The sequence below is a fragment of the Marinobacter sp. SS8-8 genome, from assembly GCF_030540945.1.
Taxonomy (GTDB): Bacteria; Pseudomonadota; Gammaproteobacteria; order Pseudomonadales; family Oleiphilaceae; genus Marinobacter.
Map to the genome: position 1 here is coordinate 16728 of NZ_JASSVN010000009.1, position 17669 is coordinate 34396.

Sequence of the window (17669 nt, forward strand, 5' to 3'; positions counted from 1 at the left end):
CGCGCGTTACACCGGCGTGCTTGATCCTTCTGCCTGAGGCTCGTTGCTGGCCGCCAGGACTCGAACCCGTTCGAAATCCTCTTCGGTGAAGACCCCGTTCACCCCGGAGATGGCGGCCAGCTTCATACCATGTTTCAGGCCCAGCTTGTAGATCTCGCGTACCTTTTCCCACTCGATATTGCGGCCGAGGGTGAAATTCTCGAACCGCGCCTCCAGGGCCAGCACGATGGTTTCCGCCAGGCAGGCATAGGCGATTCCTTTGGGCAGGCCAATGTCTTTCATGCGCACCTCGCCTGGTAGCTGGATCTCACCGGATTCAATGACCAGCACATCCGGCCGTTTGGCCACATCTTCCGCAGGAATATCCAGGGGCCGGGCTACGTCGGTAATCACACACCCGGGTTTCACTTTCATGATGTCCAGGATACGTTTACCAGCGCCGGAGGTGGCGGTCACGATCATGTCCATGTCTGCCAGATCGCGCTCCGCGGAGCCGGCGACATGCACAATCGCTCCCGGCGTTTCCTGCTCAATGCTTTCCTTGAGAGCGAGCAGTTTTGCTGGCTCCGGCGCCGCGAGGTAAACCTCGTCTACTGCCTTGGCCAACAATCTGGCGCAGACAGACCCAATGGCACCCGTGGCACCCACCACCATGGCTTTTCCGGCCGCTTTGCCGCTGGGGCCGATACTGACCCGCCCTATTTTCTTCATGGCATCATGAGCGGCCCAAAGGGCACCGGAGGCACTGTAGCTGTTGCCGGTGGTGATTGGCAGCGGTGCCCGCTTGGCCACCGTAATACCGGCATCACCCACGACCTTGGTAAACGCGCCCAGGCCCATGATCTGGGCGCCAAGCTTTTTCGCCAGTTTTGCCGCCTGCAGCAGCCTTGCGTAGGTGAATTCTGGCTCGTGGGCCATGATCTCCCGGGGTGTGCCACCGACGGTAATCAGCCAGCCCTCCGCTTCATCGCCCGTGGGTGACCTGATGCCGGAAACCTTTGAGTAGATAAACGGCGGTGTATAGGCCACGGCCTTCTCAACCAGATTCATCACCAGCGGAGGCGACACATTGGCAATCCAGTCCAGGGGTGGCGTCTTGGTGAGGTACTGCTGCGAAAGCGGGTGGATCACAAAAGCGAAGCGGTTCACCCGGCGGTATCCGTTGGGGTACAGGATTCTGGGCTCGATACCAAGACTCTGGATCACATCCAGATAGTCATCCGGCCCCAGTTGCCCTGGCGTCCGGGAGAGCGCCGCACTGATCATCGCTTCCATCACGTTGACGCCAACCGGCCGGCCTTCCAGCCAGGGGCTGTAGTCCACCACCATGGCCACTCGCCTGGAACGCATCCAGTCGAGGGAGGACTCAGTAACGCGAGACGTGATTACGGTTTTGCCATCCAGCTCTTTCTGGCTGAAATGCTCCAGGTCTCCGATAGCCGCCACAATCACGTGGGCTTCGGACACCGCATGATGCAGCGAACCTTTAACAAGACCCTCTCCGAGACGGTACAGCGGTGTGCGCAGAATGGTCTCAACGGTTTTCACCGCCGCAGGCCGGAACATAATCGACGCGGTCAGCGAGGTGTAGGTTTCCAGCTGTTTCAGGGACGTAAGCAACCTAGGCACGCCGAAATCGGTGTAGGGGTCGGCAAAAAACAGGTTTTCAGTGTGTTCGGATAACGCCCTGGCAATGCGATAGCCCGCCTGCCCGTTCATGAATAACACCCGGGCGTTATCAAAGAAATGCCCCAGCCCGGACTGGGTGTGGCGCACCGCCCACTCCTGGAGAATACCCCGCAGGCCTGCGCCGGTTGTGACCGGCTTATCCGGAACGCAGGCCTCAAGCCGGGCGGTGTCCGGGTGTTCAAGCTGCTCCCGGCCCACCTCGTAGTGGTCGTGAATCATGCTCAGGCCGATGGCGTCTGCCTGGGAGTGCACCGATTCCAGTACCGCTTCCGCCCGGGACAGATCACCGTCTGTGCCGATGCGGATAATCCGGAAAGGCTGGCCCAGAAACTCAGTTTCCAGATCGTAATCGTATTCGGATGATCCCTGGCTGACACTGACAACGGTTTTCATACTCAGGCCTTCCCTTTTCCTGTTGTTATTAAACACAGCTTAATGCAGTACCTCGGTTTTTGCCTTAGCCCAGATCAAATTCCAGACCGCTATTGAGCGTCTACAATTAGGGGGCGGGCCGAACGACCACTCAGACTGTTACGGATCAATCAGGAGTTTACTATGACCACTCAGGAAGAACTGAACGCCACCGTCCGGGAACTGGTGCAACCGGGCAAGGGAATTCTCGCTGCGGATGAGAGCCACCCCACCATCGCTAAACGTTTCACAGCCGTGGGTGTTGAATCCAGTGAAGAGAAACGCCGGGAATACCGCAGCCTGATTTTCTCAGCCCCGGGTCTTGGGGAATTTATCAGCGGTGTGATTCTGTTTGAAGAAACCCTGGGCCAGAACAGCCTGGACAACGTGCCCATGCCGAAACTGCTTGCCAGCAAGGGCATTGTGCCGGGCATCAAGGTGGACAAGGGCAAGCAGCCGCTGATTAATGCTCCGGGTGACGAGATCACAGTTGGGTTGGATGGCCTTGAAGACCGCCTGGAAATCTACAAGCATCAGGGTGCCCGGTTTGCCAAGTGGCGCGATGTGTTCCACATCTCGGACACCCTGCCCTCGCGGCAGGCCATAGAGGCCAATGCCGAGGTTCTCGCCCGCTATGCTGCTATCTGCCAGTCCCTGGGCATTGTGCCTATTGTGGAACCGGAGGTACTGATTGATGGCAACCACACCATCGAGCGCTGTGCGGAAGTGAGTGAAGCAGTGATTCGCGAAGTATTCCACGCCCTTTACCGGCATAAAGTGGAACTCGAACACATGATCCTGAAGCCCAGCATGGTGACACCCGGCAAGGAAAGCCCGAAGGCCTCCCCGGAAGAAGTGGCAACGGCAACCCTTGGCGTTTTTCGTCGGGCGGTGCCGGCAGCGGTGCCGGGCATCTGCTTCCTCTCAGGAGGCCAGACCCCGGAAGAAGCCACCATCAACCTGAATGCCATGAACAGCATGGGCGCTCAACCCTGGGAACTGAGTTTCTCCTACGGCCGGGCCTTGCAGGAGCCTGCGCAGAAGGCCTGGGCCGGCCACCTGGATAACGGCCCGGACGCTCAGGCCGCACTGATCAAGCGTGCCCGCCTGAACGGGGCCGCCCGCTCAGGCAAGTACCGGCCAGAGATGGAAGACTGACTTGCTTCAGGCTTGGGGCTGAATCAGGCTGCGCGGGAATCTGCAACCGCAACCCGCTGAACCCGCTGCTCAAGGCAGGCCAGCATTGGAGCCACCTGGCGAATCTTGCGTGCTTCGGGCCAGAGGACTTCCGCCTCGGCAAAGCCCTGGCACAGGAAATTGAGCCATTGCTTGATGCGACCGGTCACATAGCGGTCTTCCAGCCAGCCTTGCAGAACCGTGGCGTATTCGCGAACCAGAGCGACAGCTTCCGGCCAGGTCATGTCCGCTGTCGTTTCGCCCTGCTGGCTGGCCTTGATCTGCCGGGCCAGGTCTGGCCGCGCAATCAGGCCACGGCCGATCATTACATCGTCGCAGCCGGACACCTCACGGCATCGCCAGTAGTCCGCGACGGTCCAGATCTCGCCGTTGGCAATAATATGGGTGTTCACTGCTTCCCGTGCCCGGGCGATCTCCTCCCAGTAGGCAGGCGGTTTGTAGCCATCCACCTTGCTGCGGGCATGAATCACAATCTCTTCCGCTCCGGCCGCTTCCAGGGCCTGGGCACAGGCGACGCCCATGGATCGGTCGTCATAGCCCAGGCGCATCTTGGCCGTTACCGGCACCTGCCTGGGCACTGCCTGGCGCACCGCAGCCACAATCTCGTGCATCAGCTCCGGCTCACGCATCAACACGCACCCTCCCTTGTGCTTGTTCACGGTTTTGGCGGGGCAGCCAAAATTGATATCCACCCGGGTCGCGCCAAGTTCCACAGCACGCACGCCATGGCGGGCCATCTGCTGTGGGTCTGAACCCAGCAACTGAACGGCCACGGGCGTGCCCACTTCGGTGAGCGACTGGTTATGAAGTTCCGGTGCGTATTTGTAGAACACTCTCGGCGGCAGCATGCCATGGGTCACGCGAACGAATTCCGTCACGCACAGGTCAATCCCACCGACCTTGGTCAGTGTTTCACGGATAGGTGCGTCGACCAGCCCTTCCATCGGGGCGAGAATGATTCGCATGGGTGCTCCAGCGGCAAGAAGGTCTGTTCAGGTTGAGGCTGATCGAAAATCAGGCGGGGCGGATTGTAAGGAATTTGGCGGGAAGTTGGTAGACGGGCACCCCGGTACCGGGGTGCCCATTCACTTACCGGCAGGTCTTATTTAACGTCAAAACGGTCGGCGTTCATGACCTTGGTCCAGGCGGCAACGAAGTCCTTCACGAACTTCTCTTCGTTGTCGTCCTGGGCGTACAGCTCCGCGTAGGCACGCAGGATGGAGTTGGAACCGAACACGAGATCCACACGGGTCGCGGTGAACTTGGTGTTGCCGTTCTTGCGATCCACAATGTTGTACGAGTTCTTGCCAGTGGGCTCCCAACGGTTTGCCATATCGGTGAGGTTCACGAAGAAGTCGTTGGTCAGCTGGCCAACGCGATCCGTGAATACACCGTGTCTGGTGCCACCGTAGTTGGTGCCCAGCACCCGCATACCCCCGAGCAGAACGGTCATTTCCGGCGCGGTCAGGCCCATCAGCTGGGCGCGGTCCAGAAGCATTTCTTCCGGCTTGACCACGTAATCCTTCTTTTGCCAGTTGCGGAAACCATCCGCCAACGGCTCCAGCGGATCGAAGGATTCCGCGTCCGTCATCTCATCAGTAGCGTCGCCACGGCCCTTCAGGAAAGGTACGTGAACGTCGTGGCCAGCGGCCCTCGCGGCCATTTCAACGCCCAGGTTACCCCCAAGCACGATCACGTCAGCGATGCTGGCGCCGGTTTCATCAGAGATTTTCCCGTACACCTTCAGCACCTTGGCCAGGCGATCCGGCTCATTGCCTTCCCAGTCTTTTTGCGGGGCCAGCCGGATGCGTGCACCGTTGGCGCCGCCACGCATATCGGAGCCGCGGAACGTACGGGCGCTGTCCCAGGCGGTGGAGACCAGCTCGTTCAGGCTCAGGCCGGCTTCGGCAATCTTCTCTTTGACCACTTCTTCAATATAGTTGGTCTCGCCCTGGGGAACCGGATCCTGCCAGATCAGATCTTCAGCCGGAACATCCGGGCCGATGTACCGCGACTTGGGCCCCATATCCCGGTGAGTCAGCTTGAACCAGGCGCGGGCGAAGCAGTCCTTGAAGTATTTGGGATCTGCCATGAACTTTTCACAGATCGCACGGTACTTCGGATCCATCTTCATGGCCATGTCCGCATCCGTCATCATCGGCTTGCGGCGAACCGAGGGATCGGTGGGATCAACCGGCATGTGCTCTTCTTTAATATCCACCGGCTCCCACTGATTTGCACCCGCCGGGCTCTTGGTCAGTTGCCACTCATAGCCGAACAGAAGATCAAAGTAACCCATGTCGAACTGGGTAGGGTTCGTAGTCCAGGCGCCCTCAATACCAGAGGTAATGGCGTTGGTCGCCTTGCCCTGCAGGTTCGGGTTGACCCAGCCCAAGCCCTGCTCGTGAACGTCTGCACCTTCCGGCTCTGGCCCCAGGGTATCGGCATCGCCATTACCATGGGCCTTGCCGACGGTGTGGCCGCCTGCTGTCAGCGCAGCGGTTTCCTCATCGTTCATGGCCATGCGGGCGAAGGTCACACGGACCTGCTCAGCGGTCTTGAGCGGGTCGGGCTTGCCATTGACCCCTTCCGGGTTCACATAGATCAGGCCCATCTGCACTGCGGCAAGCGGATTTTCCATGGTGTCGGGCTTGTCGACGTCCTCGTAACGACTGTCGGACGGCGCCAACCACTCTTTTTCCGCACCCCAGTAAATGTCTTTCTCCGGGTGCCAGATGTCCTCACGGCCGTAGGAGAAACCGAACGTCTTAAAGCCAAAGGACTCGTAAGCAACGTTGCCGGCCAGGATAAACAGGTCGGCCCAGCTCACTTTGTTGCCGTACTTTTTCTTGAGCGGCCACAGCAAGCGCCGGGCTTTATCGAGGTTGCCGTTATCAGGCCAGGAATTCAGTGGTGCAAATCGCTGGTTACCAGTACCTGCGCCGCCACGGCCATCGGCCAGTCGGTAAGTACCGGCAGCGTGCCACGCCATACGGATCATCAGGCCGCCATAATGGCCCCAGTCGGCAGGCCACCATTCCTGGCTACTGGTCATGAGCTCGTGCATGTCTTTTTCGAGCGCTTCGTAATCGAGCTTTTTAACCTCTTCGCGATAGTCGAATTCCTCACCGAGGGGATTCGTTTTGCGGTCGTGCTGGTGAAGAATGTCAAGATTGAGGTTTTCAGGCCACCAGCCGGCAACATCGGCCTTCTCCTGCGTGTTCGAACCATGCATTACGGGGCACTTTCCACCCGCACTGTTGTTGTCTGTCATTTCTCTCTCCTCATTGGGGTTGGCAAAACGACACTGTTTTGATTCCGGCATTTCTAACTATAGGACACAACAAATACTCTGCCCTGAGTATTTCTTATATCTGGGATAGCGTGTGCCTATAAGGTGGTGAAAACACCTCTAACATGGATCTGCTTCTGCCTGACGAGAACAATCTCACCCTAGCCTGAGGCAAAGCCTGCAATACAATTAATTAAAAATAAACATGCGAAAGTTTTTGTTTATGGAAGGTGTCTTCGGCCGATCAAAGCCGTTCGATGGAAGAGAACTTGCCGGCATCGTCAAACACAATGCGGAAACTGCCGCGAATACCATCGTGAAGGTAGAAACGGGAAAGGATACGGGCCGGGAAACGGACAGAACGTCCGTCCCGGGCCATGGTGTGAACATCGGTGGCAATGCCCTGATAGAGCTTGATCCACTCATCAGGGCTAATGCTGATATCCACTATGACCTGCTGCATGGGCTCTTAGTTCGCCAGTTCCAGCAACAGGCGGTTCAGGCGGGTAACGTAGGCACCCGGGTCCGGGAGCTGCTCACCGCTGGCCAGGGTGGCCTGATCCAGCAGTACCGCCGAGAGTTCGCTGAACCGTTCTTCGCCCTTCTCGCTTTCGAGGCGCTGGACCAGTGGGTGATCCACGTTGATTTCAAAGATCGGCTTGCTGTCCGGCACTTTCTGGCCGGCGGCTTCCATGATCTTTTTCATCTGCGCGCCCATGTCGAAATCACCCACAACCAGACAGGCCGGTGAGTCGGTCAGGCGGTTGGTCACACGCACTTCCTGAACCCGGTCGTTCAGGGCGTTCTTGATGCGCTCAAGCAGGTCCTTGTGCTCCTCGGCGGCCTCTTCCTTGTGCTTCTTGTCTTCCTCGGTTTCCACTTCGCCAAGGTCCAGATCACCCCGGGCCACGTCCTGAAACTGCTTGCCATCGTATTCGTTGAGGTAGCCCATCATCCATTCATCGATACGGTCAGACAGGATCAGTACCTCAATGCCCTTCTTGCGGAACACTTCAAGATGCGGGCTGCTCTTGGCGGCGGTGAAGTTGTCAGCAGTAATGTAGTAGATCTTCTTCTGACCTTCCTTCATGCGGCCGATGTACTCGTCCAGAGAGACGTTCTGGGTGCTCTCGCCGGTATGGGTAGAGGCAAAACGCAGCAGGCCGGCAATTTTCTCGCGGTTGCTGAAATCCTCCGCAGGGCCTTCCTTGAGAACGGTGCCAAACTCCCCCCAGAACTTCTGGTACTGCTCCGGATCTTTCTTCGCCAGCTTGGACAACATGTCCAGAACCCGCTTGGTAACCGCGGTACGGATGCTTTCCACGGTGCTGTCGTTCTGCAGGATCTCCCGGGACACGTTCAGGGACAGATCGTTGGAATCGATCACGCCCTTGGCAAAACGCAGGTACAGGGGCAGGAACTGCTCGGCGTCGTCCATGATGAACACACGCTGCACATACAGCTTCAGGCCACGGGGCGCTTCCCGGTTGTAAAGGTCAAACGGCGCTCGAGCCGGAATGTACAGCAGGCTGGTGTAGTCCAGCTTGCCTTCCACCTTGTTGTGGGACCAGGTCAGCGGGTCTTCGAAATCGTGGGCGATGTGCTTATAGAACTCCTTGTACTCCTCGTCCTTGATCTCGGTACGCGGCAGAGTCCAGAGTGCCGTTGCGTCGTTGACGGTTTCGTATTCGTCCTTCTTCTCCCCTTCGTCGGATTCGGCTTTCATGACCACCGGGAAGGAAATATGATCCGAGTACTTTTTCACCAGGCTGCGCAGCTTCCAGCCATTGGCAAATTCCTTGGCATCGCTCTTTAGGTGCAGAACGATTTGAGTGCCGCGATGCTCAAGGTTGACCTGTTCAATGGTGAACTCGCCGTCGCCCCGGGATTCCCAATGAACGCCCTCTTCCGCAGGCGCACCGGCACGACGGGTGAATACATCAACCTTGTCGGACACGATAAACGCTGAGTAGAAACCGACACCAAACTGCCCGATCAGCTTGCTGTCCTTCTTTTCGTCGCCGGACAACTGCTGGAGGAATTCGGCCGTTCCGGAACGGGCAATGGTGCCGAGGTTCTGGATAACGTCGTCACGGGTCATACCGATGCCGTTGTCGGTCAGGGTGACAGTGTTAGCCTCTTCGTCGAAATCCAGACGAATCTTCAGATCAGGATCGCCCTCATAGAGGCTGTCATCCTTCAGGGCCGCGAAACGCAGCTTGTCTTCGGCATCCGAGGCGTTCGAAATCAGCTCACGAAGGAAGATTTCCTTGTTGGAATACAGGGAATGGATCATCAAATGAAGTAGCTGCTTCACTTCGGTCTGAAAACCCAGGGTCTCTTTTTGCATTTCAACCGTCATGGCGTTTGGCACTCCTGCTTTGTTTCAATCGGTGGAGCGGCGCGGGTAGGGAGGGCTTTCCAAAACACGCTGTGAATACTTCCCTGTACGCTCGGCTCCGCCATCCATGGCTCCGCACGGTTTTGGAAAGCCCTCCCTACCCGTGCCACCAGGCTATCGAGTTCGTGTTGAACAGGAATTGGGGGCACACCGGGGCATTTCAAGCCCCGGTGTATCGGCAAAGTCAGTCTTCCAGGAGGAAGTGTGCTCGCGCGGTCGCGATGGGTTGCGAACGGGATTTCTGCCAGGCGCTGACCATCACGTTGGCCACCCGGTTGCCCTGGCGGGTCAGGCGGCATTCGGCGTAGGTCTCACGGTTGAGGCCCGCCCGGAGGTAATCCAGGGAAAAGTCGACGATGCGGGGCATGCGAAGGCTTTCCTGGGACATAATCAGGTAGATATTGGCGGCCATTTCCATAAAGCCACCAATCACACCGCCGTGGATGGCCGGCAGGATCGGGTTGCCAAGGTTGGAATCCTTGCAGGGCAGGCGGAAAATCAGGTCGTCTCCGAACTGCTCACACTGCAGGCCGATCCAGGTGGCGTAGGGAATACTTTCAAGCATCCGGTTGAAGTCGCCGGTTTCCTGGGTATACCGGAGGATTTCCGGATCGGTCATTCTTCACCTCCTGTAATCAGGTCCCGGTAATGTCTGGGGCTGGCATCCTTTCCAATGCGCATGAAGGTGGCTACGCAGTTGGCAATCGTTTCACCCCCCTGCTGGTAAGCCTCACAGCGGGTAAAGATAATGTTACGGGTTATCCGGTAGGTTTCGGCCCGGGCATAAACCGGCTTACGGGGCTGCGCCGGGCGCATGTAGTCCACCCGCAGGTCCAGCGTCGGGCAGAGTTCGAAGTCCTCCAGGGCGCACAGAATCACGCAACCTGAGGTTGTATCCATCAACGTGGTTATGGCCCCACCATGAATCACGCCTGTGTCCGGATTTCCGATGATCCGGTCACTGTAGGGCAGGCACAGTGTCAGGCTGCCTTTTTTGGCCTTGGTTACGGTGAGACCGAGCTCTTTGGCCTGGTTGAGTGTATCGATAAAACGGGTCACCCGTTTGCGTCGGATATCATCGTTCATTCAGGTTCAACCTGTCGGTCAGCTTTTGGGTTTGGGGATGCTTTCAGCCTTGTCGGGGACCGGTTCCTCGAACACCTTCCCGGCCCGCAGGGCCTCAAGGGCACTGGAACAGAATTCCCGGCGGTAAAGTACGATAACCACCAGTGTCGAGGCGGCTATAAAAATGATCGGATGAATAAACCAGCCAACCACCGCCAACGCGTAATAGTAGGAGCGCAGGCCAAGGTTGAAAGCATCACCGGCCAGATTACAGACATTGCCGGCACTGCGGGCGAAGGCTTCGCGGCCAGCGGGGCTGGTTTTGGTGTCGTCCGGCGGCGGCGCACTGCCGATCATCACCGACACAAAGTTGTACATCCGCATCGACCAGGTAAATTTAAAAAAGGCGTAGATAAAGACCACCAGCAACACCACCATGCGCAACTCCCAGATTTCCCGGGTTGGCAGTGTGCCGAATGGCATGGTACTGAATACTTCCATGACTTCCTGGGTATAACCCAGGGCCGTGATAATACCAGCCAGGATCAACAGACAGCTGGAGGCGAAAAAGGCGCCATTGCGCTCGAGATTGCCAACCACGGAGGCATCGGCGATGCGGTTCTCCCGCCGCAGCATGAGCCGCATCCAGTCCTCCCGGTACAGATCAAGGGTGTTGGACAGGCAGGGCCGATCAGCAGCCCGGCGTTTGGAGTATTCGGTGTAGCCAAGCCAGCAAACCAGGAACCAGAGCAATGCAATCAGTTCGAGTAGATTACCCATTGGCGGCCTTAGAGTGAAAAGTACGAAACGGCGCGGGAACAGAAGCTTATGATACGCCAAGGACCTGTTTGCCACCACCGCTGAGACATGCCGGGTAATCCAACGCCAGGCAATGTTGTGCTATAAACAGGCCGTTCAGGATTCGGGCACCTGACAAAATCCGTGCCCGCCATTGCACCAACAAAAGGGAGTCCACCGTGAACCTGCCCGCTATAAAAATCAGCCTATTTACAATTGCCATGACTTTCACACTGGGCGGTTGCTCGGTCAACCCGGTTACCGGAGAAAAGCAGCTTTCGCTGATCGGAGAGAGCCAGGAGCTCGCCATGGGCGCGGAGCAATACGTGCCCACCCAGCAAACCCAGGGCGGCCAGTTTTACGTTGATCCCGAGCTGACCCTGTACGTCCGGGAAGTCGGCCAGAAAATGGCGGCGGTGAGTGACCGACCGGATCTGCCCTATGAGTTCGTGGTTCTTAACAGCAGCATTCCCAATGCCTGGGCCCTGCCTGGCGGAAAGATTGCCATCAACCGAGGCCTGCTGACAGAGCTCGGCGACGAGGCCCAACTGGCGTCCGTCCTGGGCCATGAGATTGTTCATGCGGCGGCGAGGCACAGTGTCCAGCGAATGCAGCAGGGCATGTTAATCAGCGCAGGTGTTGCCGGCCTTGGTTTTGCGTTGTCGGACAACGAGTGGTCCGGCCTGATCATGGGTGGCGCCGCGCTGGGCGCTCAGCTTGCATTGGCTCAATACAGCCAGGGCGATGAGCTGGAATCCGATCACTACGGCATTCTCTACATGAAAGAAGCAGGCTACGATCCTGCCGCCGCGGTTGAGCTTCAGGAAATCTTCCTGAAATTATCGGAAGGCAGGCAGTCCGGTTTTATCGACGGCCTGTTCGCCACTCACCCGCCCTCTGCGAAACGGGTGGAGGAAAACCGGCAACTCGCCCGGAAAATCGGGACTGGCGGCTACCGTGGCAAGGATGTTTACGACCGCAGAATGGCCAAACTTCGCTCACTGCAACCTGCCTATGATGCCCACGACAAAGCCATGGAACTGGCTTCCAAGGGCGAGATGAAAGCGGCTCTGGACAAGGTGAATGAAGCCATTCGCCTGCTGCCACGGGAAGCGATGTTTTACGCCCTGCGCGGCCGCATTTATCAGGAGCAGAAACAGGATGACAAAGCGAGTACCGATTTCGAGAAGGCGGTGGAACTCTATCCCGAAATGTTCAAATATCGTCTTTACAACGGCCTGAACGCCCTGAGGCTCAACAATCTGGACAAGGCCCGGGAGAACCTCACAAAAGCCAATGAGACGGTCCCCACATCCATTGCCTTCCTGCGCCTGGGCGATGTTGCCGTTAAACAGAACAACCGTAATGAGGCCATCGCCTACTACAGCAAGGCCGCTGAAGCCGGCGGCAATGTTGCCGAAGAGGCCAAACGGAAACTGGCTGTGTTGACTCAGTAATTTCCTGCCAGATCAACTCCCTGGAAAGGCCGGAGTCCTGCGAAACTCCGGCCTTTTTGGTTTCACCGAAGGCTGGTTTCTGGTGCGACGCGCATCTTCAGCCGTCGTCTCCATTGACTTTTAGAGCAATAACTCTAAAAATCACAGAACATCAACAACAATTGGATGACGGACATGTTAGCGAAACGTATCCAGCCCATGGTTTTCCAGGCGCGCCGCCTGTATGTGGAACTGATGTTCCAGGTGATGGGGCGGGCCCTGCAGGCGGTGAGTGAGGTGGATGAGAACGTCCAGAATGAAACACGGGCCCTGCCCGACGGCTTTCTGTTTGAAATGATGGTGATGCCCGGTGGTTCCCGGCTGATTGTGGAACATACCGGTCAGGGGCGATTCCGCTACCATGGCAACAGCGCTCCCCGTCCGGTGGACCTTTCGATCCAGTTCAAACACATCGCCCATGCCTTTCTGGTGCTGTCCTTCCAGGAGAAAACGTCGGTGGCGTTCGCCAATGACCGCATGCTGGTAGACGGCGATATCAGTTATGCCGTGCGGATGACCCGGATTCTCAATCGCCTGGAATCCTTCATCCTGCCCAAACTGGTTGCCCGGCGGGCCGTCAAGGAATACCCGGCGGACCTGCACCTGCCTGAAAAACTGATCAGCGCCGCACGTATTTACCTGAAAGTTGCCACCAATTTCATCGAGACAGCGAGAGCATAATGACCAACAAATACTATGAGTTCTTCTGCCCGGTAAAAGTGATTGCCGGCAAGGCCGCCCTCGAACACATTCCTTATGAACTGACTGGCATGGCCGCCAAACGGCCGATGATTGTCACTGACAAGGGCGTGCGCGCCGCGGGCCTGCTGGAACCGGTGATTGCCGCCTGCGAGGAAAGCGGGCTGGAAATCACCGCCATCTACGATGACGTGCCACCGGATTCCTCCACCACCGTGGTGCGTGATATTGCCGGTCTTTACCGCCGGGAAAAATGCGACTCCATCATCGCTGTCGGGGGTGGCTCGGCCATTGATACCGGCAAGGCGGTCAACATCCTGGTGTCCGAGGGCGGTGACGACATTGCCAGGTACAGCGGCGCTGGTGTGCTCAAACATCCCCTGAAACCGTTTCTGGTGGTTCCGACCACCGCCGGCACTGGCTCCGAAGTAACCTCGGTTGCGGTGATTACCGACGAGGGCAAGGGCGTAAAGCTCCCGTTTACCTCCTCGTTCCTGCTGCCCAATGCCGCGATCATTGATCCGCGCATGACCCTCACCCTGCCGCCGCATATCACGGCGGCAACGGCGATGGATGCCATGACCCATGCAACGGAAGCCTTCACCTGCATGGCAAAGAATCCGCTGAGCGATGCCTACGCTACGGCGGCAATCAAGAAGGTCAGCGAGTCCCTTCTGAAGGTCATGGACAACCCGAAAGACAGTGACGGCCGGCTGGAACTGGCTCAGGCTTCCACCATGGCAGGCATTGCCTTCTCCAACTCCATGGTGGGCCTGGTGCATGCTCTCGGACATGCAACCGGTGCCATCTGCCACCTGCCCCATGGGTTGTGCATGAGCCTGTACCTGCCCTACGTACTGGAGTACAACCTCGAAACGATCCGTGAGCCCCTGGGCGAGTTGCTACTATTCCTGGAAGGACCGGAAGTCTACGCCGCTACCCCGGCAAGCCGCCGGGCCGAGGCCAGTATTTCCGCGATCCGGAAATTACGGGATGCGCTTTACAAACGGTGTCAGTTGCCGCGCACGCTGAAAGAAACCGGCAGGGTGACGGAAACGCAGTTGGACGCTATCGCGGAGATGGCGCTGGATGATGGTTCCATCATGTTCAACCCGAAGGAAGTCAGCCCAGAGGATGCCCGCGCCGTGCTGCGTCGCGCCTGGGCCTGACCATTGCCATTAATTCGTCATAGGGGGCCGTTCATCGGCCCCCTTCCTCCGGTTGCCTGAACATAGATTTCAAGTCATTGACATTGACCAACAAAGGAGTAACAACCACAGTGGCTGGCAGGATCTTAGCCGGTTCGTTTTTTCAACTACAGCACTGTTCCGTAACCAGTTCCCGACGTCCTGGAAGGGCATCAGCGGATACGGACTCCGATTCATGCTTCGGTCGGAATTTATTCCAGGCGCCTGAGCAATAGCATCGGCGACACGCTCAACACCGGCCGCAATTGCCATCGGCCAAACAGCGCCAATACAACTGCGCTGATCAGAGGGATCGGCAAGACCACACGCCAGTGCCACTGGAAGGTTCCTTCAAACATCCGGAACTGAAGTGCCCATACGGCAGCCTCAGCGGCAACCACACCCAGTACGCCGGCAAAGCCACCCAGCAAGGCAAACTCCAGCATGGTACTGCGCACCAGCAGGCTTTGTCGCCCGCCCAGGGTTCTCAACAGGGCGCCCTCCCGCTGCCGGTCACGGAGAGTGGCGCTGACCACAGCGGCCATCACCACTAGTGCGGCGACGAGAATGAGTGCCAGAATTGCTTCAATGGCCTGGGTAACCTGCCGGACGATCTCCTGAATCCGGTCGATGATGTGGTCAATCTCCAGCACTGACACCGTAGGGAACCGTCGGGAGAACTCATTCAGGGCATCTTTTTTGTCCCTGGGCAGATAGAAACTGGTGATCCAGGTGGCTGGCATATCCGACAGACCGCCGCCAGGCGGGAAAGCCATGTAGAAGTTGGGCTTCATGCTGTCCCATTGAACGGTGCGAATACTGGTCATGGTTTCGGTGACTTTTTCGGAGCCGATGGTGAACGTCAGCGCATCACCCAGAACAAGACCCAGCTTTGCTGCCAGTTCGGACTCCACGGAAACCCCGTCTTTCTGACCCTGCCGGAACCAGTTACCCTCCACAATCCGGTTATCGCCTGGCAGTTCCGACATCCAGGTCAGGTTCAGCTCGCGGTTGAGGGCACCAATACGCTCATCCTTGCTGACCGCCTCCTTCACGGGCTGGCCATTAAGCTCGGTCAGGCGGCCGCGAACCATGGGATAGAGTTTATCCAGTGGCTGACCACGTTCCTGCCAGAAGGTGTCGATTTCATCGACCGTGTCCGGCGCAATGTTGATCAGGAAATGATTGGGCGCGTCGTCGGGCAGTTGTGCCTGCCAGTCCGCCAGCAAAGATGTCCGCACCAGAACCAGTGTGGCTGCCAGCATAAGGGTCATCGCAAAGACCGCAATCTGGGACAGGCTGGCTTTACGGTGCCGGTAAAGACCGACAAGAGCCAGGCGCCAGGAATTGCTGCCACCACGGACCCGGCGAAGGGTCGCAACCAGCAGCCAGCCGGCCAATCCGAGCGCTCCCAGCAACAATGCGAGACCACCGAGCAGGGAAACCACCAGTGCCAGCTCGCCGGCGTACATCCACACCAGGCCGAACACCGCCGCTATGGCGATAACCAGGTCCGGCAGCGCTTCGCGGCCGGTTTCCCCGGGCTGGCTGCGCAACACCCGCATGGCCGGTACATTTCGAAGCCGGCGTACAGGAGGGTAGGCAAAGGCAAACAGGGAGACCAGCGCCGTGAGCAAGGCGGGCACCAGAGCTGAGGGGTCAAGCTGGAAGCCCACCGGGCGCTCCAGCAGCTCGCTCAATATACGGGTCAGCAGCCAATACAGTGGAAGTGCGACCAAAAGGCCACCGACAATCCCCGTTACCCCCCAGAGCGCCAGCCGCCGGAGATACAGGCCTCCAATACCGGCACCACTCAGGCCAAGAGTCTTGAGCAGGGCCACGGTATCACGCTGGGATAACGCGTATTGCCGGCTCGCCACTGCAACGGCCACGGCGGCGAGCAGCACGGCCAGGCTGCCACCGAGCAACAGGAAGCGTTCGGCGCGTGCCAGCGACCGGGAGAAGGTTTCGCCGTCACGCACACTCTCCCATTCATGGCTGGGCTCAAGCCGGGGCTGAAGCCATTGGTAATAGGCGTCGAGAGAGGTCTCGTTACCGGCAAACAGATAAACAAACTCAACCCGGCTACCTTCCTGAATTACGCCGGTAGAGGGCACATCGTCCACATGCATCATGACCCGGGGAGCCAGGGCTGAAAGACGGAAACCGCCGTCCGGCTCGCGAATCAGCAGGCCAGATACCGTCAGGCTTCGGCTTCCTACTTCCAGACTGTCACCGACTTCCAGCTCCAGGAGACGCAACAGGCGGGGATTAATCCATACTTCACCTGGCGCCGGGCCCCGTTTTACCAGCTCCCTCGGCCCCTGGGCATTCCGCTGGATCTCAATGTCTCCTCTGAGGGGGTATTCGTTACTCACCGCCTTGACCGACACCAGTTGGAAGTTGTCGGCACCGAACACCATGGTCGAGAACTGCACCATGCGTCCGGTTTCAAGGCCACGCTCTGTCGCCTGCTCCAGCCAGGATTCCGGAATCGGGCGGCCGTTCTCAGCTTCGAGCTGACGGTCGGCGGCCAGAAAGGAGCTGGCCGAGGTCACCAGGGTGCGCTGCAACTGGCTGGCAAAAAGGGCAATGGTGGCAACCGTGGCAACCGCAACCATCAGTGCCGCCAGAACAACGCGCACATCCCGCTCCCGCCAGTCCCGACGGACAGACATCAGTTTTTTAGCAGCAGCCATCAGTGCGCCGTCTCCTGTGCCGCTTCAGGTTCGGTGAGGACACCGGCTTCGATATGGAACTGCCGGCTGCAGCGAGCCGCCAGGTGCTCATCGTGGGTTACCATCACCAACGTGGTGCCCTGCTCCCGGTTCAGCGCCATCAGCAGGTCGGAGACCGCCTGGCCGGTGCGGTTATCCAGGTTGCCTGTCGGTTCATCGGCAAACAGGATCAGGGGGTCCGAGGCAAACGCCCGGGCAATCGCCACCCGCTGCTGTTCACCGCCGGAGAGCTGCCTTGGCGTATGGGTCAGGCGCTTGCCCAGCCCTACCCGCTCCAGGAGCTCCCGCGCCCGTTTCTCCGGCGTCTCCATTCCCGCCAACTCCAGTGGCAGCATGACGTTCTCCAGCGCCGTCAGAGCTGGCAGCAGCTGGAACGACTGAAACACAAACCCAACCCGGTGGGCGCGGAGCTTCGCCCGCTCGTCCTCGCTGAGCTTGCTGATTACCGATCCGTCCAGTTCAACCGTTCCGTCGCTCGGGGTATCAAGACCCGCCAGTAGTCCCAGCAACGTGGTCTTACCAGAACCGGAGCGGCCGACAATGGCTACGGACTCTCCCCGATTGATTTCCAGACTGACCCCCTGCAGGATCGTTAACGTATCGGTTTCAAGGCTGACGCGATGAGTCAGGTTTTCCACCCGTAACATGGGGTTCTGGCTTTCCGGGTTAACATTGGTCATCTGATTCACGGAATCT

At 58.4% G+C, this 17669-nt stretch carries 14 protein-coding genes; 4 read left to right on the forward strand and 10 right to left on the reverse strand.

Translation table 11 applies throughout. The annotated features are described in order from the left end of the window. Positions 1 to 6: 6 nt before the first annotated feature. Positions 7 to 2082: a dehydrogenase gene (locus QPL96_RS10615; protein ID WP_303287354.1), complete on the reverse strand. Its 2076-nt coding sequence runs from the start codon at positions 2080 to 2082 to the stop codon at positions 7 to 9. Positions 2083 to 2244: 162 nt separating this feature from the next. Between QPL96_RS10615 and QPL96_RS10620 the strand changes: the two genes are divergently transcribed. Next, a complete protein-coding gene (locus QPL96_RS10620) occupies positions 2245 to 3258 on the forward strand; it encodes a class I fructose-bisphosphate aldolase (protein WP_303287355.1) in 1014 nt (337 codons plus the stop codon). 23 nt (positions 3259 to 3281) lie between these two features. On the opposite strand, the gene QPL96_RS10625 is transcribed toward QPL96_RS10620, so the two are convergent. From QPL96_RS10625 to QPL96_RS10655, 7 genes are all read right to left on the reverse strand, one after another. Continuing rightward, positions 3282 to 4262 carry a tRNA-dihydrouridine synthase gene (locus QPL96_RS10625; protein ID WP_303287356.1) on the reverse strand — a complete coding sequence of 327 codons (981 nt, stop codon included), beginning with the start codon at positions 4260 to 4262 and terminating at the stop codon, positions 3282 to 3284. A 137-nt stretch (positions 4263 to 4399) separates the two neighbouring features. Then, the gene (gene katG / locus QPL96_RS10630; RefSeq protein WP_303287357.1) at positions 4400 to 6571 is read right to left on the reverse strand and encodes a catalase/peroxidase HPI; all 2172 of its coding nucleotides are present in this window, start codon (positions 6569 to 6571) and stop codon (positions 4400 to 4402) included. Between the two features lie 262 nt (positions 6572 to 6833). Then, positions 6834 to 7052, reverse strand: a complete 219-nt coding sequence (locus tag QPL96_RS10635) for a DUF2835 domain-containing protein (protein WP_303287358.1) — start codon at positions 7050 to 7052, stop codon at positions 6834 to 6836. A gap of 6 nt (positions 7053 to 7058) precedes the next feature. Beyond that, a complete protein-coding gene (htpG, locus tag QPL96_RS10640) occupies positions 7059 to 8951 on the reverse strand; it encodes a molecular chaperone HtpG (protein ID WP_303287359.1) in 1893 nt (630 codons plus the stop codon). Between the two features lie 223 nt (positions 8952 to 9174). Next, positions 9175 to 9609, reverse strand: a complete 435-nt coding sequence (locus QPL96_RS10645; RefSeq protein ID WP_303287360.1) for a PaaI family thioesterase — start codon at positions 9607 to 9609, stop codon at positions 9175 to 9177. Beyond that, entirely contained in the window at positions 9606 to 10076 is a 471-nt protein-coding gene (locus QPL96_RS10650; protein ID WP_303287361.1) for a PaaI family thioesterase, read from the reverse strand. The genes QPL96_RS10645 and QPL96_RS10650 overlap by 4 nt, the downstream gene beginning before the upstream one ends. Before the next feature lie 18 nt (positions 10077 to 10094). Next, positions 10095 to 10835 (reverse strand): DUF599 domain-containing protein, encoded by a 741-nt coding sequence (locus tag QPL96_RS10655; RefSeq protein ID WP_303287362.1) that lies wholly within the window; start codon positions 10833 to 10835, stop codon positions 10095 to 10097. A 197-nt stretch (positions 10836 to 11032) separates the two neighbouring features. On the opposite strand from QPL96_RS10655, the gene QPL96_RS10660 reads away from it, so the two are divergent. The 3 genes from QPL96_RS10660 (at position 11033) to QPL96_RS10670 (ending at position 14217) form a co-directional block, all read left to right on the forward strand. Beyond that, positions 11033 to 12310: a M48 family metalloprotease gene (locus QPL96_RS10660; RefSeq protein WP_303287363.1), complete on the forward strand. Its 1278-nt coding sequence runs from the start codon at positions 11033 to 11035 to the stop codon at positions 12308 to 12310. Between the two features lie 174 nt (positions 12311 to 12484). After that, positions 12485 to 13030, forward strand: coding sequence for a hypothetical protein (locus QPL96_RS10665; protein WP_303287364.1), 546 nt, complete (start codon positions 12485 to 12487; stop codon positions 13028 to 13030). Beyond that, the gene (locus QPL96_RS10670) at positions 13030 to 14217 is read left to right on the forward strand and encodes an iron-containing alcohol dehydrogenase (RefSeq protein WP_303287365.1); all 1188 of its coding nucleotides are present in this window, start codon (positions 13030 to 13032) and stop codon (positions 14215 to 14217) included. Before QPL96_RS10665 ends, QPL96_RS10670 begins: the two co-directional genes overlap by 1 nt. A 230-nt stretch (positions 14218 to 14447) precedes the next feature. Here QPL96_RS10670 and QPL96_RS10675 read toward each other — a convergent pair whose 3' ends face one another. Both QPL96_RS10675 and QPL96_RS10680 read right to left on the reverse strand, forming a co-directional pair. Continuing rightward, positions 14448 to 16934 carry an ABC transporter permease gene (locus QPL96_RS10675; protein ID WP_303287366.1) on the reverse strand — a complete coding sequence of 829 codons (2487 nt, stop codon included), beginning with the start codon at positions 16932 to 16934 and terminating at the stop codon, positions 14448 to 14450. Continuing rightward, a complete protein-coding gene (locus QPL96_RS10680) occupies positions 16934 to 17653 on the reverse strand; it encodes an ABC transporter ATP-binding protein (RefSeq protein ID WP_303287473.1) in 720 nt (239 codons plus the stop codon). Before QPL96_RS10680 ends, QPL96_RS10675 begins: the two co-directional genes overlap by 1 nt. Positions 17654 to 17669: the final 16 nt, after the last annotated feature.